Origin of the sequence: Salinivibrio sp. IB872, assembly GCF_001995345.1 — a bacterium.
Classification (GTDB): domain Bacteria; phylum Pseudomonadota; class Gammaproteobacteria; order Enterobacterales; family Vibrionaceae; genus Salinivibrio; species Salinivibrio proteolyticus.
In genome coordinates this window covers 35,582-58,293 of the sequence record NZ_MUFO01000014.1, presented here as the reverse complement: position 1 = coordinate 58,293, position 22,712 = coordinate 35,582, and the positions used below count along the sequence as shown (strand labels likewise).

The following is a 22,712-nucleotide window of genomic DNA, read 5'->3' as shown; positions in this document are numbered from 1 at the left end:
TCCTTATTGGTCGCTATTGCTCGTACAAATAGCAGCGCACATAGTGGTTGTCGGCGAGCTTGGTCACGCCGGGTAACTGCTCAGTGCATTTGTCCGTCGCATGCGGGCAGCGGCCAGCAAAAGGGCAGCCGACCGAATCCGGTGTCCATAGGGGGATCTCTCCCTTGTTGCCCTTTAATTCTTCGTGAATAGATTTGCTGGGGTCGGGCACGGCCGAGACCAACAGCTGGGTGTAAGGATGCTGAGGACGATGAATAATCTCTTCGGTGTCTCCCCATTCGACCATATGGCCGACGTACATCACCGCCAAGTCTTCGGCAATGTAGCGCGCGGTGGCGATATCATGGGTGATGTAGAGCAGCGACATTTGCTTCTCCACTTTCATCTCTTCCATGAGGTTAAGCACACCGGCACGAATCGACACATCCAGCATCGAGGTCGGCTCGTCGGCGAGTACCACTTCCGCACCCACGGCGATGTTACGCGCTAGGTTTATTCTCTGACGTTGACCGCCCGACAGCTGATGGGGGAATTTCTCCGCCGTTTCTTTGGCCGGAGTGAGGCCCACTTGCTCTAGCAGCTCGAACACCCGTTCTTTCAACTGCGCTTTATCGCGCTTGGCGACTTTTTTGTGGATCAATAACGGACGCGCAATATGATGAAACACATTATGGGTGGGGTTGAGCGAGCCAAAGGGATCTTGCCAGACCATTTGCAGGCCCTCGCGATAGCGCATCAGCTCATTACGTTTTTTAATGGTGGTAATATCGCGGCCCCGATATTCAATGCAGCCGTCGGTCGGGGCGTACATTTTTGCAATCATTTTCGCAGTGGTTGATTTGCCCGAGCCTGATTCGCCCACCACCGCAAGCCCACGGCCTTTGTACATTTTGAACGAGACATCATTGATCGCTCGCATCATGGGTTGTTTAAGGGCATGGCTGTTAATGGGGAAATCTTTCACCACGTTTTTACCTTCAACCAGCAGTTCTCCAAGACCTGTACTCATCACTGACTTCCTCACATTGGCACGATATTAGACTTTTTGTTGGGCGATCGGCTCGCCGTCGTATAGGTGGCAGTTGGAATAACGGCCTGGTTCGATTTGGCGCAGCACGGTTTGGGTGGTTCGACACTGTTCATGCACTTGCGCGCAACGTGCTTGAAAGCGGCAGCCGGTCGGGATTTCGAGTAAGTTGAGCGGATTACCTGGGATACCCACCAGTTGGCGCTTGGGCCCGGTGAGTGAGGGGAATGAGCTGCCCAGCCCTTCGGTGTAGGGGTGATAGGGATTGGTAAGTACTTGTTTGGACGGCGCGACTTCAATCAGCTCACCGGAATACATGATCCCTATCCGGTCGGAAAACTCGACCATGAGCGATAAGTCATGGGTGATAAACAGAATCGAAAAGCCAAACTCTTCTTTTAACGCGTAGATTTTTTGCAAGATCTCACGCTGCACCACCACATCTAATGCCGTGGTGGGCTCATCCATGATGATCATTTTCGGGTTGAGGGCCAGTGCAATGGCAATTACCAAGCGTTGACGCATCCCGCCCGAAAACTGATGCGGATAATCGGTCAGACGACTGGGATGAATATCGACAATTTCTAGCAAGCCTTGAGCTCGCTTCACCGCTTGTTTGCGGGTCAAGTTGGTGTGGCGCATCAGCACATCGCAGAACTGTTCTTCGAGCGTCAGCACTGGGTTGAGGGCATTCATGGCGCTTTGAAACACCATCGACATCTCGCGCCAGCGAAAGTCGCGCATCCGAGCGTCGCTGTAATCGAGGATATTCTCGCCGTTAAAGATGACTTCGCCGCCGGTGATAAAGGCAGGTGGCTTATGCAGACGCATCAGCGAAAAGGCAACGGTGGATTTACCGCATCCCGATTCGCCAGCCAAGCCGAATACTTCACCGGGGGCAATGTCAAAATTGACGTGATCGCAGGCTCGGACATCACCGGCATCGGTAATGTAGTCGACGCACAGGTCACGGATTGAGATAAGTGGGGTGCGACTCATGATTTATCTCCACTGATCAGCATGTGTTCGGCAACGGGATTCTCGTCGCGGGCTTTCTTTTCTTGTTGGCTGAGTTTTTTCCAGCGCTTCATCCCTTTTTGCGCACGTAATTGCGGGTTGGCAATTTCATCCACCGCGAAGTTGAGTAACGCAAGCCCCGTCACCAGTAAGGTCAGCGCAATACAAGGCGCGAGCAGCTCCCACCACGCGCCAATCAGCATGGATGATGAGGTTTGTACGTTGTAGAGCATGATCCCCCAGCTGATGGTGTTGGGATCGCCAAGGCCCAAGAAAGAGATAATCGACTCCATGGCAATGGCATACATCACCGAGCCAATAAAGCTAGCGCCAACAATGGGCACGAGATTAGGCAAGATCTCGACAAAGGTGATACGAAAGCGCGATTCCCCCAGCACTTCGGCGGCTTTCACGAACTCTTTTTCGCGCAGGGCAAGGGTTTGTGAGCGAACCACTCGTGCTCCCCACGCCCAGGAGGTACAGCCAATAATGATGGCGATCGTCAGCGGTCCGGCTTCGCCGATAAACGCGGCGAGCACGAACAGGAGTGGGTATTGCGGGATCACCAACATAATGTTCATTGCGGCGGTGAGCACATCGTCAACCCAACCGCCTAAATAGCCGGCGGTAATGCCGATTAAGGTGGCGAGCACACACACGGTGATACCGGCTCCAAAACCCACCGCCAACGAAACACGGGCGCCATGTACCAACTGTGACCAGACATCGCGACCCATACGGGTAGTGCCAAGGACATGGTCGGCCTTTTTCGACATCAGTAGGGTGCGACGATCATCCGCTAAGTGTGTGGCGACCCAGCCGTCTGGGTTGGCTTGCGCCGCTTTGACGATAAAGCTTGGGTATTCATGCGGGTTACCCGTGCGTTTGTCTGGCGCATGCTGGGTCAACAAGGGCGCAAAGACCGCCATCAATATAAATAGGCCAACAATGATGGAACCGGCGCGGGCAATCTTATTGCGCACGATAAGCGTGAGGAGATCTTTCATATTATTTGCCTCCTTTGCGCAGGCGAGGGTCAAGGACCACGTACAGCATGTCAGCAATTAAGTTAAACGAGAGCATAAACAAGGTCATAATCAGTAGCTGGCCTTGTAGGACTTGATAGTCGCGCGCGTTGATCGCATTCAAAAGCACCGAGCCAAGACCGGGATAGTTAAAAATAATTTCCACAATCAGTTGGCCCCCGATGGCAATACCCAGCGACATCGATAGCGCGGTGACACTGGGCAAGAGCGCGTTCCGCGCCGCATAGTTAAACACCACGCGGTTTTCGCTCAACCCTTTGCCGCGCGCCATGGTGATGTAGTCTTCCGCAAGCAGGTTAATCATGTTGTTACGCATGTTGACCAAAAAGCCGCCTACTTGAATGATGGAGGCACAAAAAAGCGGAAGTACGGCGTGATAGGCCACATCTTTAATAAAGGTCCAGCTGGTCCAGTCTGGGGTCACGCCTGGCGTGTAGGCGTATCCGGTTGGAAACCATTTCAGCCCAATCGCGAAAATAAACAGCGCGAGCATTGCAATGACCACTTGAGGTACCGCTTGGATAATCAGCATGCCTGGGGTGATCACAGCATCGTATTTTCCGCCGCGCTTCCAAGCGGCAAAAATGCCCAAAATCGAGCCCAGCGAGAACGACAGCAGCACCGCACTGCCGGCGAGAAATAGTGACCAGCCAAAGGCTTTGCCGAGGAGCTCGTTAACCGACAACGGATAAAATTGGATGGAGGTGCCTAAATCCCAGCTCAGCACGTTTTTCATGTAGGTGAAATACTGCATATAGAGGGGGCCATCGACAAAGCCCAGCAGTTGTTTCATTGCCTCAATTCGCTCTGGAGTGACTTGCACCGAGGCGTTGGCAAACATCATGGTGACAGGATCACCGGGCATGGCACGAGGAATAATAAAATTGAGTGTTGCTGCCACTAAAAGGGCAATCATGTAAAAAGTTAGCCGTCGGAAAAAATAACCCATAACCCACACCTTACACAGCGAAGTGGTGATGTTCGTGGCGTGAACACCGTGGAAAAGCGGGCGCGCAAGGCGCCCGATAGTGGTTACTGGACGGGCTTAAGGTCCAGCACGTGAAGAAGACGCTCAGGAATGCCGGCCCAGATAGAGGGGCGACCTTTCGGGTTGTCTTCGTTCCACCAACCGGTGAAGCGGGCTGTGTTGTATTGATACATTTGTGCGCCAGAAAGCACCGGAATGGTGACCTGATCCTTGGCGATAATCGTTTGGATTTGGTGGGCAATTTCCAGTTGCTCAGCTTTATCCGCGGTTTTGTAGAAGCTGTCTAACAGCTTGTCGAGCTCAGCACTTTGGTAATAATGCATCGCGAACCGCGGCATGCCATCCCCTTTCTGTAGGTTGGAGTTATACGCGCTATTCCAATAGGTGTAAGGGTCCGCACCGTGGAAGTAGTTGGTGTAGGCGACGTCGTAGTCGGCTTCAAGCATCGCTTGGTTATACACCGAGAAATCAGGCGTACGTGCCTTGGCTTTGATGCCGGCCTCGGCAAGTTGCTCAACCGCAAGCTGAACGGTGTTGTTGAAGTCGGTCCAGCCATTAGGAGATTGGATTTCGAGCTCAAACGATTTGCCTGATGGGGTTTCCACAAAGCCATCACCGTCTTGATCTTTAAAGCCGGCTTTCGCAAGCAGTGCTTTGGCGCCGTCTAGATCGTACGTATTGTATTGGCGATATTTCTCATGCACCGCTTCGTCGGACCATGACTCAAAGGCATAACCTAAGCCAGACGCGAAGTCGTTCACTGTACCACCGCCATAAAACGCGATATCAATGATGGTTTGACGGTCTAGCGCCATCGAAAATGCACGACGGAAGTCGACATTGGTCAGCGCTTCACGCTTGGCCGGATCAGGGTCATTAAAATTGACCATAAAGGCTTGGGTGCCAGCGGCAGGATACCAATAGTGATGGTTTCGGTTGGCCGCAGCATAGGTGCGGTCAATGTCAGGAATAAACGAGGAGGTCCAGTCCATTTCGCCACTGATCACTTTACTTAAGAACTGGTCGTTATTGGCGATTTGCGGCACGCGCAGACAGTCGACATCAAGGTTGTCGTTATCCCAATAATAGGGGTTACGACATTGAATATAGAGCTGAGAGGTGAAGGTATCGATAGTGGTGAAGGGGCCAGAGCCTACTGGGTTTTCATTGGTATAAGATGCTGGGTCTTCGATGTTTTTCCAAACGTGCTCGGGCACCACTGGCACTTTGACGATCTCATAAGGGACGTTCGAATTAGCTTCAGTGAGCTCAAAGCGGACGGTATAGTCGTCGACTTTTTTCACATCATCAATCCATTTATTAATCCCAGATTGGTCGAGCTCAGGATGGTTTTTAACCAAATCAAATGAATACACCACATCGTCGGCAGTGTAGGCTTCGCCGTCTGACCATTTCACCCCTTTGCGTAGGGTAAAGGTGACACTTTTCAGGTCATCCGCCATTTCATAGCCGCTCGCGATACGAAAGACAGGCTGGTTGCCTTTCATTTCGTTAAACACCACCAAGGGCTCATAAACGAAATCAGTCGTGGTGTGCAGGTAGGTGGCGCCAAGGAAAGGGTTGAAGTTACGGACAAAGGTATTGAATTCTTTCGGGTGGATAGTGAGCTCACTGCGCTCGGCGGCACTGACGCCAGCACTTGCGCTCAGCGCACCAATAATTGCAGAGGCAAGTAGGGTCTTGCTGGCAAATCTAATGTTACTCGAAAACATAGCCATTCCTTACTGTTGCTTTCAGTTCACGTGATGGATAGTGAGCTCGTTGCTTACAACCTTCGCGAGCTCAAGCTTGCCGATGCACCGGCATCTAGTTGTCTGTTGTCTGGTCATCGTATACATCAGCAATCGATAACACAGCGGCCGGTGAACCTCTTCAAATAAGCATGCCGATAGAACGCTTCGCAACGTCATTAATCGTTAAAATCGTAAAAAAACGCTTTCATGACGTTAAAACCGTTAAAATCGATCGGGATAAATTGAAGATGTATTCTGACTCGCTTTCTCTTCTGAGATAAAAACCAGAAACGGAACTAGATTATACCAATAAATATCAATGACTTATTTGTTACCTTCTCAAGGGCGACACATGTCACATGTTTCTTTGATCTTATTTTTAATCAAGAATTTAATCTTGCCGTTTTGTTGTGACACCCCCCACAATCCTGATTTTTAGCTCCAACTATCGCTCWGGCTTGGACTGATATCGGCATCAAAGACCCCGTTTATTTTCGTGAATTATTATCGCGTAGGTTGGTGGATCCTTGTTGGGACAGGCACTTTAGATTTATGGGGACAGGCACTTTAAATGTATAGAGTCTGAATATTTAAAGTGTCTGTCCCCATTGGGACGATAAGAGTGTCTGTCTTGATTAATTGTCTGTCCTGATTAATTGCTTATTGGGTAAGGAAAGAGAAAAGTGCCTGTCCTCAATAGGAGAGGCACGTTGGGGGGAAGGTGGTACGGGGTGTGTTAGTCTTCGAGCAGCAGCTGACGCAGCTGTCGGTAGTAGGTTTCTAACTGGGTACGATCGGTATTGTGTTTGTCACAGTGGTCAAGAATATAGCGAATAGAGCTGAGTACTGTGCGCCACCTTGGTGTTTTGGGTAAGGTTTCCAGCAGTAAGTACTTATCCAATGTGCGGGTTTGTAGGCTACTGCGGTCGAGGTAGACCCGCCACAGCCCGCTTTGTTCGGCAAAATCGAACTTACTTTTGCCCGTCGTTTTTTCCCAGTATTCGAGTCCAGCCACCATCGCATCGACAATGAGTTGTCGGCGTACTTGCGCTTTATCCTCTTGCTGGCTCTGGGCTTGGCTCACTAAGGCTTCAAACTCACCGCCCATGGCTTTTAATTTATCCAGTTGGCGCGCATCACCGCGGAATGCATAGCCAGACAAAGCCTCAATCGCACTTTCTAAACTTTGGATCCGCGCTAGCGAGACGGGCGTATCAGTGTTCATCACATATAAGGTGGTTATCTCAGAAGCCGCCGGGAAACGCAAAATCATGCCTTCTAGATCACGATGCTGGTCGCCGATATAAACAGTCAACTTACCTTGATAGCGCTCGAGCTGTTGGCTCTCATCCGGCTCATGGATCAGGGCATGACTATGCATACGCTTGAGATTGGCATCTTGCTGTTGAAATAACGCAGCGGCAGACGCATTGGCAAACCGGATTTGACCATCGCTGCCTGCCCCGATAATCGCTTCAGGGGCGAGGGATAATTGTGAAATCAGCCATGACTGGGTTTCGAGTAGACTCGCCTGTCGCTCTGCACTTTGCGCTAATGCGGCTTCCAATCGCTGATTTTCTTGCTGACGTCGCTCGGCATCACAGGCGGCAAGGTGCGTGGCAATACGTGCGGCAAGTTCTTGCTTATTGAACGGTTTACTCAAATAGTCATTAGCACCCACGTTAAAACCATGAATGCGATCATCAGGTTGATTAAGGGCAGTGAGCATGATGATGGGAAGCGCCCCATGATGATACTGCTGGCGTAATCGCTCACAGACTTCAAAGCCACTTATCCCGGGCATGAGTATATCGAGCAATACCAGCGCAGGACGTTCTTTTTCGACCTGTTGTAGCGCCGTTTCGCCATCGCTAGCGGTAATAACCTGATAACCCTCCATTTGCAAAAAGCTGGTTAATACTTGTTGATTGGTGGGTTCGTCATCAACCACCAAGATCAGTAAGCCATCATCGCAAGTGGCGGTGGTTGCATTCGCCTTATTCTCGACGTCCTGTGGGGTAAAGGGTTGCCAGAGGGGAGAAGGCTGTTCGTCATTGGGTAAATGAGCAACCGGTTCGTCAGGCGCTTCGATCGCGGGTAGGGTAAAACTAAATGTGGTACCGATTTGTGGCTGACTGCTTACATAAAGCTGACCGCCCATAAGCTCAATCAGCTGACGTGTGATCGATAAGCCCAGCCCGGCACCATGCTGATAGTGGTAGTGATCGCTGACCGCTTGAGTGAGTGGCTCAAAGATCACGTTCAGTTGTTCGGGCGGGATCCCTTGCCCGGTATCGACTAACTGAATGCGAACCCTGTCATCAATTTTTTCCGCACTCAGCACTATCTTACCGGCATCAGTAAACTTCACTGCATTACCAATCAGGTTATACATCACTTGCTCAAGGCGCTGGGTATCGGCACAGACCCACAAAGAGGACGAGGGGAGCTGATTGATGATACGGATTGGCTTATCTTTTTTGAGATGTTCAGCTAAAGAAAGGACAAGACGCGCTAGGCTGGTAATATCGACCGCTTCGTTTTCAAGCGAGAGCTGACCATAACGCATTTTATGATAATCGAGCAGATCATCGACTAATTTCGCCAACCGTTGGCCGCTGTTAACAATGATCGAAAGTTGATACTGATGATCACGACTAATTGGACCATTCGCACCAGCAATCAAGGCGTCGGCAATCCCAATCATGCCATGCAAAGGCGTGCGCAACTCATGCGAAGTGGTAGCCTGAAACTCGTCTTTGAGCTTGTTAGCCAACTGCAACTCTTGGTTTTGCTCTTGAATCGTCGCCAAGCTTTGCTCAAGTGTTTGATTTTGCTGGTTGATAAGCTGAAGCTTCTCACGGATAGCGCGCCGCATACGAGAAAAGCTGACCGCCAAACGCCCGATTTCATCATGCCGACGCGTGTGATGAATTTTAGTATCTAGATCGCCCGCACTCACTTTCTCTGCGGCCCATGTCAGCTGCAACAAAGGGCGAGTAATAAAGTTCGACATACTGTTCGATGCAACCACCACGGCAAAGCCGGCCAACAGCATCGCAACAATAAACAGCTGTTCGAGTTGGCGAACTCTCGCAAACGCAATGTCGATTGGCACTTCGGCGACAAGCGCCCAATGCAACCCGTGGGTTGAGATAGGCGCAAAGGCCGCCAGCATGGTGTCGCCGGATGCATTGTCATAGCGTTCAACCCCTGTGTGATTGCCCAGTGCCTTTTCAATCACTGCTAGGCTGTTGGCGATCGTCTCTGGGGTAGATGAATGGCCGCGCACTTGCAGATCGTCTCCGACTAACAAGGTTTGAATGTCGGATGAAGAGGAAGGGCTCATTAACGCGGTCAGCGCGTGATTGGGAAGCCGAAACAAGGCATAACTGTGCAGGTAGCCTTGCTGAATAATGGGAGCGCCGAGCCATGCATAGGCGTTGCCATCCGGATCTTGGGCAAAGTCTGACATGACGACATTAGGGTGAGGGTCGCGTTTACCTTTCACCTGCCTATCTTGGCGCTTTAGCGCGGCAAAGGTGCGACCCAGCTCGCTATCTTGGTAAGGGCCCGTCAATAAATTGGTCCCATAGTTCGAATGCTTTTTGACTGAATAGGTGACATTACCTTGTTTATCGACGAGTAGAAGATCGTCAAAGTCTGCGCGTGCCAATAGTGCCAAATAGGCGCGATGATAACGTTTGTGCAGTAAGCGGTAGCGTTCTACACCGGGGTAATTCGGCGAGCCTTTGCTGACGGGCGTTTTTATCGCGTGACCTGAACCGGGATGGTAGCGAGTTTGTGCATACTGCCGGGCGGAATCAATATCAGGGCCTAGGCTGCGGAAGGCATTCACTAAGCCATAAAAGTGACCGCCACTGGCATAGGCGAGCTCTGATGCGACGAACCCTAACACTTCAGATTCTTTAGCATCAAAGTAATCACGTACTTGTTGTTGTTTGCTATCGCGTACAGAAAGTAAGTGTGCGGTGCTTTGCTCTTGCAAATCCTTGCTGTGAGCATTGAGAAAAAAAAGTGCCACGAGAATCAGAGGCAATAAGCTCAGCAGGAGAAAAGCCAACATCAAGGTGTGATGAAGGCGCTTAAATGGGGGAGCGATAAACAGCTTTCTCATGATCAACAGCCTTGTCCTTAAAGCAGCTATTTGATGATTCTGTCTGCAACGCTAAACAGGCAGAAGGAATGCTACACAGTGACGTTACTTCCTTTTTTGGCTTTGACAAGCAAGTTGGTCGAGAAGCGTGTGGATCGGCGCATTTTTATCACTTTTCCCGATAGTTAGTGGTTTTGTTGAAAAAAAAGCCCCAGCGCTGCTGGGGCTTTCTCATCACGTTTAAGCGTCAGTATCGATTCAATACTGAGGTTTAGTTGCCGGTGCTTGAGCCGCAGCTCGCGCTTCTGCGCTGCCAGCCGCTTTCGCGTTGGCATTGGGCACTTTAAAGGCGGCGATGCGCACTGGCGCATGATCAACCACTTGGTTTGGTGCAGGCGCTTTCATCATTGGTGATGTTGCGCGACGATAACGAATGGTTGATTGAGGCGCTGTGATAACCGCTTCACGCTCAATCACTTTCTCCGTCACCAAGGCCACATTTGGATCGTGCTCGGGTGTAGTCGCTGGTGCCGGTGATGCGGCTACCGATGGCGTGGCCTCAACCACAGGGGGTGTTGGCACTGGCTCAACGGCTGGCTTTTTCTCTGGCGTTGGCGCTGCGGCGACACTCGATGTGCGCATCACAATCACCTTACCCATCGCCATTTCAGGACGTGCAACACCGCTTGCAATCACAGGTGCGGCTTGGCGTTTGTCTTGGCGACGACGGTCCTGTTTGACTTTGATAGGTTGCTCGGTCGACCAGACTTTACCCATCGCCATTTCTGGCGAGGCCATGCCAGTGGTGAGTGGCATCGGGCTTTTCACCATTGGACGACGGCGACGACGCTGGCCGCTCGCGCGCAGGTGACGAGGAGAACGACGATTACGGCGCTTCTCTTCACGTGCAGGCTTGTCTTGCTGACTTTGGCCGTTGTCTGTTTGTTGCTGTTTAGCTTGCTGCGCCACATCGGCACCGACTTGCTGGAGATCTTTCCCTTTTGCCGGTTCTTGTGGTTGTGCAGATGCGGTCACTGCATCGGGCTGGTCTTTGTTGACACGCACGCTGCGGTTTAGCTTACGGCGTTGGCGACGTTGTTTCACCTTCTCCGTTTTTTCTGCCTTGTTATCCGCGTTATTGTCCGCTTTCTCAGGCTGTTTCTTCGCCGTTTCTACCTTGTCAGCTTGGGCTGACTTTGGCTTCTCGTTACGGTTTTTCTTGCCTTTACGGTTATTGTCGCGACGCTCATCTTGCGACTTGTTACTACGGCGCGGCTTGTTGTTACGGTTGCGATCTTGTGCGTTGTCATCTTGCTCGTCTTTTTGCGGCGCGGCCTGATTTTGACGAGGTTTATTGCGTCCACTTTGATCACGTTTGCTACGTTGTTGGCGCGTCGATGAACCCGATTGGCGGTTGCTCGATTGCGTGCTCGCTTGACTTGGCGTTGCCTCAGACGTGTTGTCACTTGCAAACAGGCCAGACAAGAATTTACCTAACTTGGCCAACAGGCTTGGCTGTTTAGGTGCTGTCTCTGTGGCGGGCTTTGCGGCTGGCGCTGGTGAGCTTGGCGCGGCAAATCCTTGTAACACAGGTTCTTCACGCTTTTTCGTCGGACGCGCTTGTTGTGGTTCTTCGCGCGTTTCCGCTTCTTTTAGCGACTCAAGCTGGCTTGGCAGATGGTACGACAAGCTTGCCATTTCTTCGCCGCCGCGGATGCGCACCACATCGAAGTGTGGGGTTTGCAGATCCGCGTTTGGCACCACAACCACTTTAACGTTGTGGTACTTCTCAATATGTTGTACCGACCGACGCTTTTCGTTAAGCAGGTAAGAGGCGACAGGCACAGGGACAATACCTAGAACTTGCGCCGTGTTTTCCTTCATGGCTTCTTCTTCCATGAGACGCAGAATCGACAAAGAAAGCGATTCGTTGTCACGGATAACACCTGTCCCTTTACAGCGTGGACAAATATGATGGCTGGCTTCGGCGAGAGACGGGCTCAAGCGTTGGCGTGACATTTCCAGCAGACCAAAGCGTGAGATACGGCCAATTTGCACACGTGCACGATCCATGCGAACCGAATCACGTAGCTTATTTTCCACTTCACGTTGGTGGCGCACAGGCGTCATATCGATAAAATCGATAACCACCAAACCGCCCAAATCACGTAAGCGAAGCTGGCGAGCGATCTCTTCCGCGGCTTCTAAGTTGGTTTGTAGCGCTGTTTCTTCAATATCACTGCCTTTGGTGGCCCGTGCCGAGTTGATGTCGATAGACGTCAAGGCTTCGGTCGGGTCAATAACAATAGATCCGCCTGACGGGAGACGTACTTCGCGTTGGAAGGCCGACTCAATCTGGCTTTCAATTTGGTAGTGGCTGAACAGCGGCACTTCGCCTTCATACAGTTTGATGCGGCTGACAAAGTCTGGGCGTATTAACTGGATGTGTTCTTGAGCGCGTTTGAAGACTTTTTCGCTGTCGATCAAGATCTCACCAATATCGCGACGTAAGTAGTCACGAATCGCACGTGCAATCACGTTACTTTCTTGATGGATCAGGAAAGGGGCAGGGTTGGATGATGCCGCTTCTTTGACCGCTTGCCAGTGGTTGAGTAGTACTTTCAAGTCCCACTCTAATTCTTCGGCCGATTTACCGACACCAGCGGTGCGTACAATCAGGCCCATACCTTGCGGTAATTCAAGACCTGACATGGCCTCTTTGAGCTGGTTACGTTCTTCGCCTTCGATACGACGCGAAATGCCACCGGCACGTGGGTTATTTGGCATCAAGACCAAATAGCTACCAGCTAAAGAGACAAAGGTCGTCAGTGCCGCGCCTTTGTTACCGCGTTCTTCTTTGTCCACTTGGACAATCACTTCCTGGCCTTCTTTCACCACATCTTTGATGTTAGGACGGCCTTGATAGGTATAACCGGAAGGGAAGTATTCGCGGGCGATTTCTTTTAGCGGGAGGAAACCGTGTCGTTCAGCGCCGTAATCAACAAATGCCGCTTCTAGGCTAGGTTCAATACGGGTGATACGTCCTTTGTAGATGTTAGCTTTTTTCGATTCATGGCCAGGGCTTTCGATATCAAGATCGTACAGCCGTTGACCGTCAACCAATGCGACGCGCAACTCTTCCTTTTGAGTTGCGTTAATCAACATTCTTTTCATCAGATTGTTCTCATTTATTTATCGTTGTTATTAGCGGTTGATGACGAGAGCAGTCGCCAATGTTGCCTGACCCCAAGTCTGATATGGTGCAACCTCTCGGCTGGAGAAAATCAGGGGTGCGCTCGGGCAAATTTTTATCGGCCAGCTGCGACGGTTATTGTGGCTCACCGGATTATGCAGTTGGCGTCCGCCGTGTTTAAACTCATGGCGGATATCTCTGACACTGGCAAACAGCCATCGTGTCAACACACTAACGGGTGCTTTTGGCTTACGTCTTACGCCGAGTGCTGCGTAAAGCACGAAAAGCATTCGAAATTATGGATATTTTAACAGGCAAGCCCGTTATGTCGCCGAAAAGTGATTCCCTTTTCTGACTAACGCCGCAACTATAGCAGCCAGACCAGAGTCCAGCAATCGGCTTTCGCTGCTTGTGTCGGGTTGGTAGAAAAAGCGGACGGGTGTGCGCGTTTTTTGCACGATTATCTTTGCTGCCATGTATTCAGCGGTGTTGAGGGCAGGGTTTAGATAGGTGCATGTCCCGTCGCTTAGAGGTACAATCACTCGCTATGACAGAACAAAAACCAAAAGTGCGATTTATCGAAATTGACGATGACATCGCCGGCCAACGTATCGACAATTTTCTGCGAAATCAGCTGAAAAATGTCCCAAAAAGTATGATTTATCGCGTTCTTCGTAAAGGAGAGGTGCGAGTTAACAAAAAACGAATAAAACCAGAATATAAGCTTCAAGCGGGCGATCTGATCCGCGTGCCGCCTATTCGGCTTCCTGAGCGCGATGAGCAAGTGGCGCCAAGTACAAAGCTAGACAAAGTGGCAGAGTTAGAAAACTGCATTCTTTATGAAGATGACCATCTTTTGGTGTTGAACAAGCCATCGGGTACAGCGGTGCACGGCGGAAGTGGGCTACAATTCGGTGCGATCGAAGCCATGCGTGCGTTGCGCCCTAAAGCGCGTTTTTTAGAGTTGGTGCACCGTATTGACCGTGATACCTCTGGGATCTTGTTGATTGCGAAAAAACGCTCGGCATTGCGGCATCTTCAAGCACAATTTCGTGAAAAGACAGTGCGAAAAGATTACTACGCGCTCGTCATGGGGGAGTGGCCTGCGAAACAGCGTAAAGTTACGGCACCTCTATTAAAAAATGAAGTAAATAGCATTGTGCGAGTGAACCCCAATGGCAAGCCGTCGGAAACTCGCTTTAAAGTGATTGAGCGTTTTGCGGAGGCGACGCTGGTGCAGGCTAGCCCAGTGACGGGACGAACGCACCAGATTCGCGTACATGCACAGTACATGGGTCATCCACTCGCGTGGGATGACCGCTATGGTGATCCGCGCTTTGATGCGTATACCAAACAAGTCGGACTTAATCGACTCTTCCTACATGCGGCGAAAATTCGCTTTGTGCATCCGGGCCGTGAAGAGGCCATGGATCTCGACGCGCCGATGGAAGCAAAGTTACAACGTGCGCTTGAGGGGTTGCGGAAGAAAACCGATAAATAAGTGCAACCGGACGGTCCCTATCTGGCACTTTCCGTTAATCTGGCACTTTCCGTTAAGCAGTGGAATAACGAGGCAAGCATGAGTGAAAGCGGACAAGTGATAGCGCAAGACGTGACGGCGATGAGTGAGGGTGAGCAATCACTCTCGGTGCATCCGTTACTTAGGCCCTATTCGCTGCTGATCTTTGATTGGGATGGCACCGTGATGGACTCTATCGGACGGATTGTCTCGAGCTTAGAGGCCGCTGCTGCGCTCACCGGTCATCTACCCACGCTTGCGCCGGAACAACTCAAACAAATGATTGGATTGAGTTTAGAGAAGGGCTATTCGTTGTTGTATCCAGACGCGGATCCTAAATGGTATCCGCACTGGATTGCGCATTACCGTCAACAGTTTGTGCATGATAATCCAACCCCTTGCCAGCTTTATCCTGGGGTGAAGGCCACACTCAGGGCATTAAGGTCAAACGGATTCAAGCTCGCCGTGGCCACTGGCAAATCGCGTGCTGGGCTTGACCGTGCGTTAGCCGAAACAGGAACGGCTGACCTGTTTGATGTGACACGCTGTGCCGATGAAACAGCCTCTAAGCCTGATCCGATGATGATCGAAGAAATATTGACACAAACAGGTGTCGGCGCAGCGCAGGCGTTAATGGTGGGTGATACACATCATGATATGCAACTGGCAGCGAATGCGATGGTCGACCGTCTTGGTGTGACATGGGGAGTGCACGACCAAAACACCTTACAGGCTTACGCGCCGATTGCGGTGGTTGACTCACTAAATCGCCTCATTCTATGAGGCCCCAGCAAAACGGCGATCTTTCAGGCACCGTACTCCAGCGCACAGTCTATGAAGGGCACTGGACCAAGCGTCAGGCTTGCCCGGGGCATGGGATGGCGCCTTAGCCACTCATCTAGGCGCGGCGCCACTTTTAATCGGCAGTATTAAATAACCGAGACGCCTTCTTTCTCGAGCATTTCGCGCAGGCGGATCAACGGCAGTCCAATTAAGGTGTTGGGGTCACGGCCGTGCATGGCATTAAATAACGCAATGCCCAATCCTTCGCATTTGAAACTACCGGCGCAATCTAACGGCAATTCTTTATCGATATAACGTGTGATCTCGGCTTCGCTGAGATCACGAAAGTCGACATGAAAGGGCTCGACATCGGATTGATGGTGGCCGGTTTTACTGTTAATGACTGCAATGCCGGTATAAAAAGTGACTTGCTTGCCACTGGCTCGCAGCAATTGCTCAATGGCCTTTTCACGTGTGCCGGGTTTTCCGAGCACCTCTTCATCAATCACACAGACTTGATCAGAGCCAATGATCAACGCGTCACCATACAAAGGCATACCGGCCATGGCTTTCTCTAATGCGAGACGTTCGACCAAGTCAGTCGGGCGCTCATTTTCTTGCCGGCTCTCATCAATGGCGGGTGAAAATGCGGTAAAGGGCAGGGCGAGTTTCTTAAATACCGCTTGTCGATAAGGGGAACTGGATGCCAACACGATTTTAGGTTGCATGACATGTCCTTTCATGTATGTGAGTCTTTATGCGCACAAAAAGCTTGGTTTATCTTCATGTTTCAGTCTAACCTGAAAGTCGTCAACGTGCGATGTGCATGATGCAGTATGGCCGGATCTCGGCTAGAACCAAGGCGTTGATGGTAAGATGGTGAGAGGAAAGCCTTCTCACTCTCGTGATTCGTTGTGTCTTTTGCCAAGAAGACAACAAAGGGCCTGAGCACAGGCAACATTTTCTTTGACTCCAGCGCATTTGGAGGCTAATATTCGCGCCCTATGCAGAAGGTAAAGCTACCGCTGACGGTTGATCCATTCCGCAGTGCACAAAAGCGGCTTGACTACGATGGCATCGTAGATAAATCGCGTTTGGCGCGCCTCGGTGAGGCAGCCCAAAGCATTGATAGTGATGCTGAGGTCACGCTTTCTTTCGACATTGATGCCCAAGGGTTAAAAACCGTGTCTGGCCATGCGGCCGTCACAGTAAGTCTTGAGTGTCAGCGTTGTTGGGAATCGTTCTCCTATCGCTATGAAACTGAATTCGTTTATAGCCCGGTTTTCAATGAAGACCAGGTTGGCAACTTACCGGATGCTTATGAGCCGGCATTAGTCGACGAAAACGGTGAGATTGATCTGATTCAGCTCGTCGAAGACGAGTTGATTGTGGCCTTGCCACAGGTCGCCATGCACGAAGACACTGACTGCAAAGTGAGTGCTGACAACATGGTGTATGGGGAAATCCCACTTGCTGATGAGCGTCCAAATCCGTTTGCCGTACTAAAAAACTTAAAGCAAAGTAACGAGGAGTAGGGTCAATGGCCGTACAAAAGAACCGTAAAACCCGTTCTAAGCGTGGTATGCGTCGTTCACACGATGCACTGGGTACTCAAGCAGTATCAGTAGACAAATCTAGTGGTGAAACTCACCTGCGTCACAACGTGACCGCTGATGGTTTCTACCGTGGCCGCAAGGTTATCAACAAGTAAGGTTGAACCTTGACTGGGCTAACCATTGCACTTGATGCGATGGGCGGGGATTTCGGTCCCCAAGTGACAGTGCCTGCCTCCGTGCAGGCATTGTCTCGTTTTGCGGACCTAAATGTGATTTTAGTGGGCGACCAAGCACAAATTGTCGCACAGCTCACTCGATGCGACGCACAAAATCACTCCCGACTTTCCATCGTTCATGCCCCAGACGTGATCCCTAACGACATGCGCCCGTCAACGGCGTTACGCCGTAGCACTGGCACATCCATGCGTATTGCGCTAGATAAAGTGGCGCATGGCGAGGCAGACGCTTGCGTCAGTGCCGGAAACACCGGCGCACTGATGGCTCTTTCCAAACACCTTCTAAAATTGCTTCCCGGCGTCGACCGCCCCGCGCTGGTGACCGCGTTACCCGGCGCAAACCAACAACGTAAATGGTTGTTAGATCTCGGCGCGAATGTGTCTTGCGATGCAGATACGCTGTTTCAGTTTGCGGTCATGGGCGCGGTGTTGGCCCAGGCAGAGCTCGGGCGTATGCCACGTATTGGCTTATTAAATATCGGTGAAGAAGAGATCAAGGGAAACGACTTGGTAAAGCGATGTGCCGATATGTTGCAATCTTGCCAAGCAGTGAACTACACCGGCTATATAGAAGGGGATCAAATATACACGGGCCAAACTGATGTCATTGTTTGTGATGGCTTTGTCGGTAATGTCGCGCTTAAAACCAGTGAAGGCGTCGCCAGCTTGGTGATTAACCAAGTAAAAACACATCTCAATCAGCATCCCATCAAGCGCTGGATCGCGAAATGGCTATTTTCTGATCTTTTTAATCAACTAAAACAGCTGAAACCCGACCAGTACAACGGCGCAAGTTTGCTAGGATTGCGCGGCATCGTTGTCAAAAGCCACGGACGCGCTGATATCGCCGCTTACGAAAATGCTATTTGTGAAGCGGTGCACGAGGTCGAACGGCAGATACCAACCAAGATAAGTGACCGTTTAGAGGCAGTTCTTCTCGAGAGGCATTAGTAGTCTTCATGTATAGTAAGATTTTGGGCACAGGCAGCTACTTGCCTGAACAGGTTCGCACCAATGCTGACCTTGAACAGATGGTAGAAACCAGTGATGAGTGGATTGTCACTCGCACCGGTATTAAAGAACGTCGTATTGCTGCGCCAACAGATACGGTTGCCTCAATGGCTTATCAAGCTGCTGTGCAAGCAATTGACATGGCTGCCATCGATAAACATGACATCGACCTGATTATTGTGGCGACCACCAGTGGTGAACGCGCTTTCCCAGCGGCGGCCTGTGATGTGCAAGCCATGCTAGGCATTCAAGGCTGCCCGGCGTTTGATATTGCCGCAGCCTGCTCGGGCTTTGTGTATGCGCTGAGTGTCGCTGACCAATACGTTAAAAATGGGCTAGCTAAAAATGCCTTAGTGGTGGGGTCTGATCGCCTTTCACACACCTGTGATCCTGATGATCGTTCAACCATCATCTTATTTGGTGATGGTGCTGGTGCCGTGGTGCTTTCTGCCGATGAAAATGATGGCATCTTGTCCACTCACCTCAAAGCCGACGGTAAATTTGGTGAGTTATTGAAACTTAAATACCCTGAGCGTGGTCAGTCCTTACCAGCCGATGAGGCTTGGCTGTACATGGCCGGCAATGAGGTATTTAAAGTCGCGGTGACCCAGTTGGCGAATATCGTGACCGAAACACTTGCCGCCAACCAACTCGAAAAATCAGACATTGATTGGTTGGTGCCGCATCAGGCTAATTACCGGATTATTAAAGCGACAGCGAAGAAGCTGTCGATGTCGATGGATCAAGTGGTATTGACGTTAGACCGCCACGGTAATACGTCGGCAGCATCCGTACCGACCGCACTCGATGAAGCCGTACGGGATGGGCGTATTCAACGCGGACAAACCGTGTTACTCGAAGCCTTTGGCGGTGGTTTTGCGTGGGGTTCCGCGCTGGTCAGGTTTTAAAATTAATAGGAAAACAGCTATGTCTGCTACTGCGATTATTTTTCCCGGTCAAGGTTCACAAGCCGTAGGTATGCTGAGTGAATTGGCCGACCAATATGGCGTTGTGCAACAAACGTTTGCCGAGGCGTCAGAAGTCTTAGGGTACGATTTGTGGGCGCTTGTGCAACAAGGGCCAGAAGCGGATTTAAATGAAACGCATCGCACGCAGCCTGCGTTGCTGACCGCATCTGTGGCTATCTGGCGTGTATGGCAATCACAAGGTGGTGCAACACCGTCATTGCTTGCAGGCCATAGCTTGGGCGAGTACTCAGCCTTGGTTTGTGCAGGTGTATTGGACTTTAAAGAAGCCGTTAAGCTTGTCGAGCTGCGCGGTCAGTTGATGCAAGAAGCCGTCCCTGCAGGCGTAGGGGCGATGTCAGCGATTATTGGCTTGGATAACGATGCGATTGCGGCAGCCTGTGAGCAAGCAGCGCAGGACCAAGTTGTTTCACCCGTTAACTTCAACTCGCCTGGTCAAGTTGTGATTGCAGGTAATAAAGAAGCGGTTGAGCGTGCCAATGTACTGTGTAAAGAAGCAGGCGCTAAGCGTGCACTGCCATTGCCGGTGTCTGTTCCATCGCATTGTGCGTTGATGAAACCAGCTGCGGAGAAATTAGCGCAAGCACTTGAGCAGGTGAGCTTTAATACCCCTGACATCCCTGTGATCAATAATGCGGATGTAGAAACACCGACTGATCCAGCGGCGATCAAAGACGCTTTGGTACGTCAGTTATACGGCCCTGTTCGCTGGACAGAAACTGTGGAGCGTATGGCTGCAGAAGGCGTTGAGCAGTTACTAGAGTTTGGTCCGGGCAAAGTGCTGACTGGGTTAACAAAACGCATCAATAAATCGCTAAGCAGTGCGGCGGTTAATGATAGCGCGAGCTTAGCTTCTGCCAACGCCTAAGCGTTGAGCTGGCAATAACATTCTGTGACTGCCGACCGAGGTCGGCAGAATCAACTAAAAGGGTAACCGAATGAAACTAGACGGAAAAGTAGCGCTAGTGACTGGCGCGAGTCGAGGCATCGGCCGTGCAACGGCAGAGTTACTTGCTGAGCGTGGTGCCACTGTGATTGGTACGGCAACCAGCGAAAACGGTGCAGCAGCGATTAGCGACTATCTCGGTGAAAAGGGTAAAGGGTTGGCGTTGAATGTCACCTCACCGGAGTCGGTCGCTGAGGTGCTCGACACAATTAAAAAAGAATTCGGCGATGTTGACATTCTGGTTAACAACGCAGGCATCACGCGTGATAACCTATTGATGCGTATGAAAGACGACGAGTGGCAGGACATTATGGACACCAACTTGACGTCGATTTTCCGTTTATCTAAAGCGGTATTACGTGCGATGATGAAAAAACGCTGTGGCCGTATTATTAATATTGGCTCAGTGGTTGGTGTAATGGGTAATGCGGGTCAAGCAAACTACGCTGCAGCGAAAGCGGGTGTGATAGGCTTTACCAAATCCATGGCACGAGAAGTGGCTGCACGTGGGATCACCGTTAACACAGTTGCACCTGGTTTTATCGAAACCGATATGACCAAAGCACTGAACGATGATCAGCGTTCAGCAACATTGGCACAAGTGCCAGCTGGTCGTTTGGGCGACCCTCGAGAAATTGCTGCAACTGTTGCATTCTTAGCCTCTGACGATGCTGCCTATATCACAGGCGAAACATTGCACGTCAACGGCGGTATGTACATGATTTGATCTCTAACGTTGCAATCTCGAATGACACACGTCAAACTCCGATTGATTTGTCCCCAAATCGTGGTTTGACCAGCGGTGGGGGTCTTGCAACTTCCACATTAATGAATAAACTACAGCACATATCGCATCTGCGAATCTTGTAAGGACTAGTATTAATATGAGCAACATCGAAGAACGCGTAAAGAAAATCATCGTTGAGCAACTGGGTGTAGACGAAGCAGAAGTGAAAAACGAAGCTTCTTTCGTAGACGACCTAGGCGCGGACTCTCTGGATACCGTAGAGCTAGTAATGGCTCTAGAAGAGGAATTCGATACAGAGATTCCAGATGAAGAAGCCGAAAAGATTACCACTGTTCAAGCGGCTATCGACTACGTAGTTAGCGCTTCTGAGTAATCCCTGATTCCCACCAGGCGGTCTCCTTGACCGCCTGTGTTCTTTTTAAGCTATTCTAATTTCCAAACTTATATTCTCCGGAGAACATCATCGTGTCTAAGCGTCGTGTTGTTGTGACTGGCATGGGTATGCTATCACCCGTGGGTAACTCAGTTGAGTCGTCATGGAAGGCCCTGCTGGCTGGCCAAAGCGGTATTTCGGCTATCGAGCACTTCGATACCACCAACTTTGCCACTAAGTTTGCCGGCATGGTAAAAGACTTCAACTGTGAAGATTACATGTCGAAGAAAGATGCACGCAAAATGGACTTGTTCATCCAATACGGCATTGCTGCCAGTGTTCAAGCCATTCAAGACTCCGGACTAGCTGTAGATGACAACAATGCACACCGTATTGGTGTGGCAATTGGTTCTGGCATCGGTGGTCTTGGTCTGATTGAACAAAACCATCGTGCATTGGTGGAAAAAGGCCCACGTAAAATCAGTCCTTTCTTTGTTCCTTCTACCATTGTGAACATGATCGCCGGTCATGTTTCTATCAACTATGGCATGCGTGGCCCGAATATCTCGATTTCAACGGCCTGTACCACAGGTCTTCACAATATTGGTCATGCTGCTCGTATGATTGCGTACGGTGATGCCGACGCAATGGTTGCCGGTGGCGCAGAAAAAGCCTCCACAGAGCTTGGTATTGGCGGTTTTGCGGCAGCGAAAGCACTGTCAACCCGCAATGACGATCCGCAAGCGGCGTCGCGTCCTTGGGATAAAGATCGCGATGGTTTCGTGCTCGGTGACGGCGCCGGTATTATGGTGCTGGAAGAGTACGAACACGCCAAAGCGCGTGGCGCGAAAATTTACTGTGAGCTGGTTGGCTTCGGCATGAGTGGTGATGCTTACCACATGACCTCACCGAGCGAAGACGGCTCCGGCGCTGCATTAGCGATGGAAGCGGCGATTCGTGATGCGGGTATTACGCCAGACCAAATCGGTTACGTGAATGCTCATGGTACATCGACGCCTGCGGGTGACGTGGCTGAAAGTAAAGCCGTTCGCCGCGCGATGGGTGACGCAGCAGACCGTGTTCTGGTGTCTTCGACTAAGTCGATGACAGGACACCTTCTTGGTGCGGCCGGATCCGTTGAGTCGATTATCACTGCGATGTCATTGATTGATCAGGCGGTACCGCCAACGATTAACCTCGAAAATGTCGACGAAGGTTGCGATCTGGATTATGTTCCGCATGAAGCCCGTGACGTGAAAATGGATTACGCATTGTGTAACTCATTCGGCTTTGGTGGCACCAATGGTTCTCTGATCTTCAAGAAAATCTAATTGCACGCGTGTTGAGCGCAAAGTGATTAAAGATTTTGATATAGTAACGGTCCGATTTATCGGGCCGTTTTTATTTGTGGA

The 22,712-nt window shown here is 50.8% G+C and carries 18 protein-coding genes; 10 read left to right on the top strand and 8 right to left on the bottom strand.

Translation table 11 applies throughout. From position 1 onward, the window contains the following. Window positions 1-13 precede the first annotated feature (13 nt). The 7 genes from BZJ18_RS07890 to rne all read right to left on the bottom strand — a co-directional run bounded on the left by BZJ18_RS07890 (window position 14) and on the right by rne (window position 13,123). Complete coding sequence (locus BZJ18_RS07890) at window positions 14-1,009, bottom strand: ABC transporter ATP-binding protein (RefSeq protein ID WP_077456006.1); 996 nt, start codon at window positions 1,007-1,009, stop codon at window positions 14-16. Window positions 1,010-1,036: 27 nt separating this feature from the next. After that, a complete protein-coding gene (locus BZJ18_RS07885) occupies window positions 1,037-2,026 on the bottom strand; it encodes an ABC transporter ATP-binding protein (protein ID WP_077456005.1) in 990 nt (329 codons plus the stop codon). Further along, window positions 2,023-3,051: an ABC transporter permease gene (locus BZJ18_RS07880; RefSeq protein ID WP_046075427.1), complete on the bottom strand. Its 1,029-nt coding sequence runs from the start codon at window positions 3,049-3,051 to the stop codon at window positions 2,023-2,025. The genes BZJ18_RS07885 and BZJ18_RS07880 overlap by 4 nt, the downstream gene beginning before the upstream one ends. A 1-nt stretch (window position 3,052) precedes the next feature. After that, a complete protein-coding gene (locus BZJ18_RS07875) occupies window positions 3,053-4,039 on the bottom strand; it encodes an ABC transporter permease (RefSeq protein WP_046075428.1) in 987 nt (328 codons plus the stop codon). Window positions 4,040-4,122: 83 nt separating this feature from the next. Then, complete coding sequence (locus BZJ18_RS07870) at window positions 4,123-5,811, bottom strand: ABC transporter substrate-binding protein (RefSeq protein WP_077456004.1); 1,689 nt, start codon at window positions 5,809-5,811, stop codon at window positions 4,123-4,125. Window positions 5,812-6,568: 757 nt separating this feature from the next. Then, the gene (locus BZJ18_RS07865) at window positions 6,569-9,970 is read right to left on the bottom strand and encodes a response regulator (RefSeq protein WP_077456003.1); all 3,402 of its coding nucleotides are present in this window, start codon (window positions 9,968-9,970) and stop codon (window positions 6,569-6,571) included. Between the two features lie 237 nt (window positions 9,971-10,207). After that, window positions 10,208-13,123, bottom strand: a complete 2,916-nt coding sequence (rne, locus tag BZJ18_RS07860; protein ID WP_198532215.1) for a ribonuclease E — start codon at window positions 13,121-13,123, stop codon at window positions 10,208-10,210. A 566-nt stretch (window positions 13,124-13,689) separates the two neighbouring features. On the opposite strand from rne, the gene rluC reads away from it, so the two are divergent. Both rluC and BZJ18_RS07850 read left to right on the top strand, forming a co-directional pair. Then, window positions 13,690-14,643 (top strand): 23S rRNA pseudouridine(955/2504/2580) synthase RluC, encoded by a 954-nt coding sequence (gene rluC, locus BZJ18_RS07855; RefSeq protein WP_077456039.1) that lies wholly within the window; start codon window positions 13,690-13,692, stop codon window positions 14,641-14,643. Between the two features lie 78 nt (window positions 14,644-14,721). After that, on the top strand, window positions 14,722-15,444 hold the full coding sequence (locus tag BZJ18_RS07850; RefSeq protein WP_241824933.1) for an HAD-IA family hydrolase: 723 nt from the start codon (window positions 14,722-14,724) through the stop codon (window positions 15,442-15,444). Between the two features lie 146 nt (window positions 15,445-15,590). Here BZJ18_RS07850 and BZJ18_RS07845 read toward each other — a convergent pair whose 3' ends face one another. Beyond that, window positions 15,591-16,172 carry a Maf family protein gene (locus BZJ18_RS07845; RefSeq protein WP_077456001.1) on the bottom strand — a complete coding sequence of 194 codons (582 nt, stop codon included), beginning with the start codon at window positions 16,170-16,172 and terminating at the stop codon, window positions 15,591-15,593. Between the two features lie 276 nt (window positions 16,173-16,448). Between BZJ18_RS07845 and yceD the strand changes: the two genes are divergently transcribed. The 8 genes from yceD (at window position 16,449) to fabF (ending at window position 22,631) form a co-directional block, all read left to right on the top strand. Then, entirely contained in the window at window positions 16,449-16,979 is a 531-nt protein-coding gene (gene yceD / locus BZJ18_RS07840) for a 23S rRNA accumulation protein YceD (RefSeq protein WP_069589094.1), read from the top strand. Between the two features lie 5 nt (window positions 16,980-16,984). Further along, complete coding sequence (gene rpmF, locus BZJ18_RS07835) at window positions 16,985-17,155, top strand: 50S ribosomal protein L32 (RefSeq protein WP_069589095.1); 171 nt, start codon at window positions 16,985-16,987, stop codon at window positions 17,153-17,155. 9 nt (window positions 17,156-17,164) lie between these two features. Beyond that, window positions 17,165-18,187 carry a phosphate acyltransferase PlsX gene (gene plsX, locus BZJ18_RS07830; protein ID WP_077456000.1) on the top strand — a complete coding sequence of 341 codons (1,023 nt, stop codon included), beginning with the start codon at window positions 17,165-17,167 and terminating at the stop codon, window positions 18,185-18,187. Window positions 18,188-18,195: 8 nt separating this feature from the next. Further along, window positions 18,196-19,155, top strand: a complete 960-nt coding sequence (locus tag BZJ18_RS07825; RefSeq protein WP_069589098.1) for a beta-ketoacyl-ACP synthase III — start codon at window positions 18,196-18,198, stop codon at window positions 19,153-19,155. 19 nt (window positions 19,156-19,174) lie between these two features. Further along, a complete protein-coding gene (gene fabD / locus BZJ18_RS07820) occupies window positions 19,175-20,101 on the top strand; it encodes an ACP S-malonyltransferase (protein ID WP_069589100.1) in 927 nt (308 codons plus the stop codon). Window positions 20,102-20,171: 70 nt separating this feature from the next. Beyond that, the gene (fabG, locus tag BZJ18_RS07815) at window positions 20,172-20,906 is read left to right on the top strand and encodes a 3-oxoacyl-ACP reductase FabG (RefSeq protein WP_077455999.1); all 735 of its coding nucleotides are present in this window, start codon (window positions 20,172-20,174) and stop codon (window positions 20,904-20,906) included. Window positions 20,907-21,063: 157 nt separating this feature from the next. After that, a complete protein-coding gene (acpP, locus tag BZJ18_RS07810; protein WP_002541727.1) occupies window positions 21,064-21,300 on the top strand; it encodes an acyl carrier protein in 237 nt (78 codons plus the stop codon). Window positions 21,301-21,392: 92 nt separating this feature from the next. Next, window positions 21,393-22,631 carry a beta-ketoacyl-ACP synthase II gene (fabF, locus tag BZJ18_RS07805; RefSeq protein WP_069589102.1) on the top strand — a complete coding sequence of 413 codons (1,239 nt, stop codon included), beginning with the start codon at window positions 21,393-21,395 and terminating at the stop codon, window positions 22,629-22,631. Window positions 22,632-22,712: the final 81 nt, after the last annotated feature.

Excerpts from the sequence above, each read along its gene's own strand:
- BZJ18_RS07890 (WP_077456006.1), bottom strand. The coding sequence starts at position 1,009 with ATGAGTACAGGTCTTGGAGAACTGCTGGTTGAAGGTAAAAACGTGGTG.
- BZJ18_RS07885 (WP_077456005.1), bottom strand. The coding sequence starts at position 2,026 with ATGAGTCGCACCCCACTTATCTCAATCCGTGACCTGTGCGTCGACTAC.
- BZJ18_RS07880 (WP_046075427.1), bottom strand. The coding sequence starts at position 3,051 with ATGAAAGATCTCCTCACGCTTATCGTGCGCAATAAGATTGCCCGCGCC.
- BZJ18_RS07875 (WP_046075428.1), bottom strand. The coding sequence starts at position 4,039 with ATGGGTTATTTTTTCCGACGGCTAACTTTTTACATGATTGCCCTTTTA.
- BZJ18_RS07870 (WP_077456004.1), bottom strand. The coding sequence starts at position 5,811 with ATGTTTTCGAGTAACATTAGATTTGCCAGCAAGACCCTACTTGCCTCT.
- BZJ18_RS07865 (WP_077456003.1), bottom strand. The coding sequence starts at position 9,970 with ATGAGAAAGCTGTTTATCGCTCCCCCATTTAAGCGCCTTCATCACACC.
- rne (WP_198532215.1), bottom strand. The coding sequence starts at position 13,123 with ATGAAAAGAATGTTGATTAACGCAACTCAAAAGGAAGAGTTGCGCGTC.
- rluC (WP_077456039.1), top strand. The coding sequence starts at position 13,690 with ATGACAGAACAAAAACCAAAAGTGCGATTTATCGAAATTGACGATGAC.
- BZJ18_RS07850 (WP_241824933.1), top strand. The coding sequence starts at position 14,722 with ATGAGTGAAAGCGGACAAGTGATAGCGCAAGACGTGACGGCGATGAGT.
- BZJ18_RS07845 (WP_077456001.1), bottom strand. The coding sequence starts at position 16,172 with ATGCAACCTAAAATCGTGTTGGCATCCAGTTCCCCTTATCGACAAGCG.
- yceD (WP_069589094.1), top strand. The coding sequence starts at position 16,449 with ATGCAGAAGGTAAAGCTACCGCTGACGGTTGATCCATTCCGCAGTGCA.
- rpmF (WP_069589095.1), top strand. The coding sequence starts at position 16,985 with ATGGCCGTACAAAAGAACCGTAAAACCCGTTCTAAGCGTGGTATGCGT.
- BZJ18_RS07825 (WP_069589098.1), top strand. The coding sequence starts at position 18,196 with ATGTATAGTAAGATTTTGGGCACAGGCAGCTACTTGCCTGAACAGGTT.
- fabD (WP_069589100.1), top strand. The coding sequence starts at position 19,175 with ATGTCTGCTACTGCGATTATTTTTCCCGGTCAAGGTTCACAAGCCGTA.
- fabG (WP_077455999.1), top strand. The coding sequence starts at position 20,172 with ATGAAACTAGACGGAAAAGTAGCGCTAGTGACTGGCGCGAGTCGAGGC.
- acpP (WP_002541727.1), top strand. The coding sequence starts at position 21,064 with ATGAGCAACATCGAAGAACGCGTAAAGAAAATCATCGTTGAGCAACTG.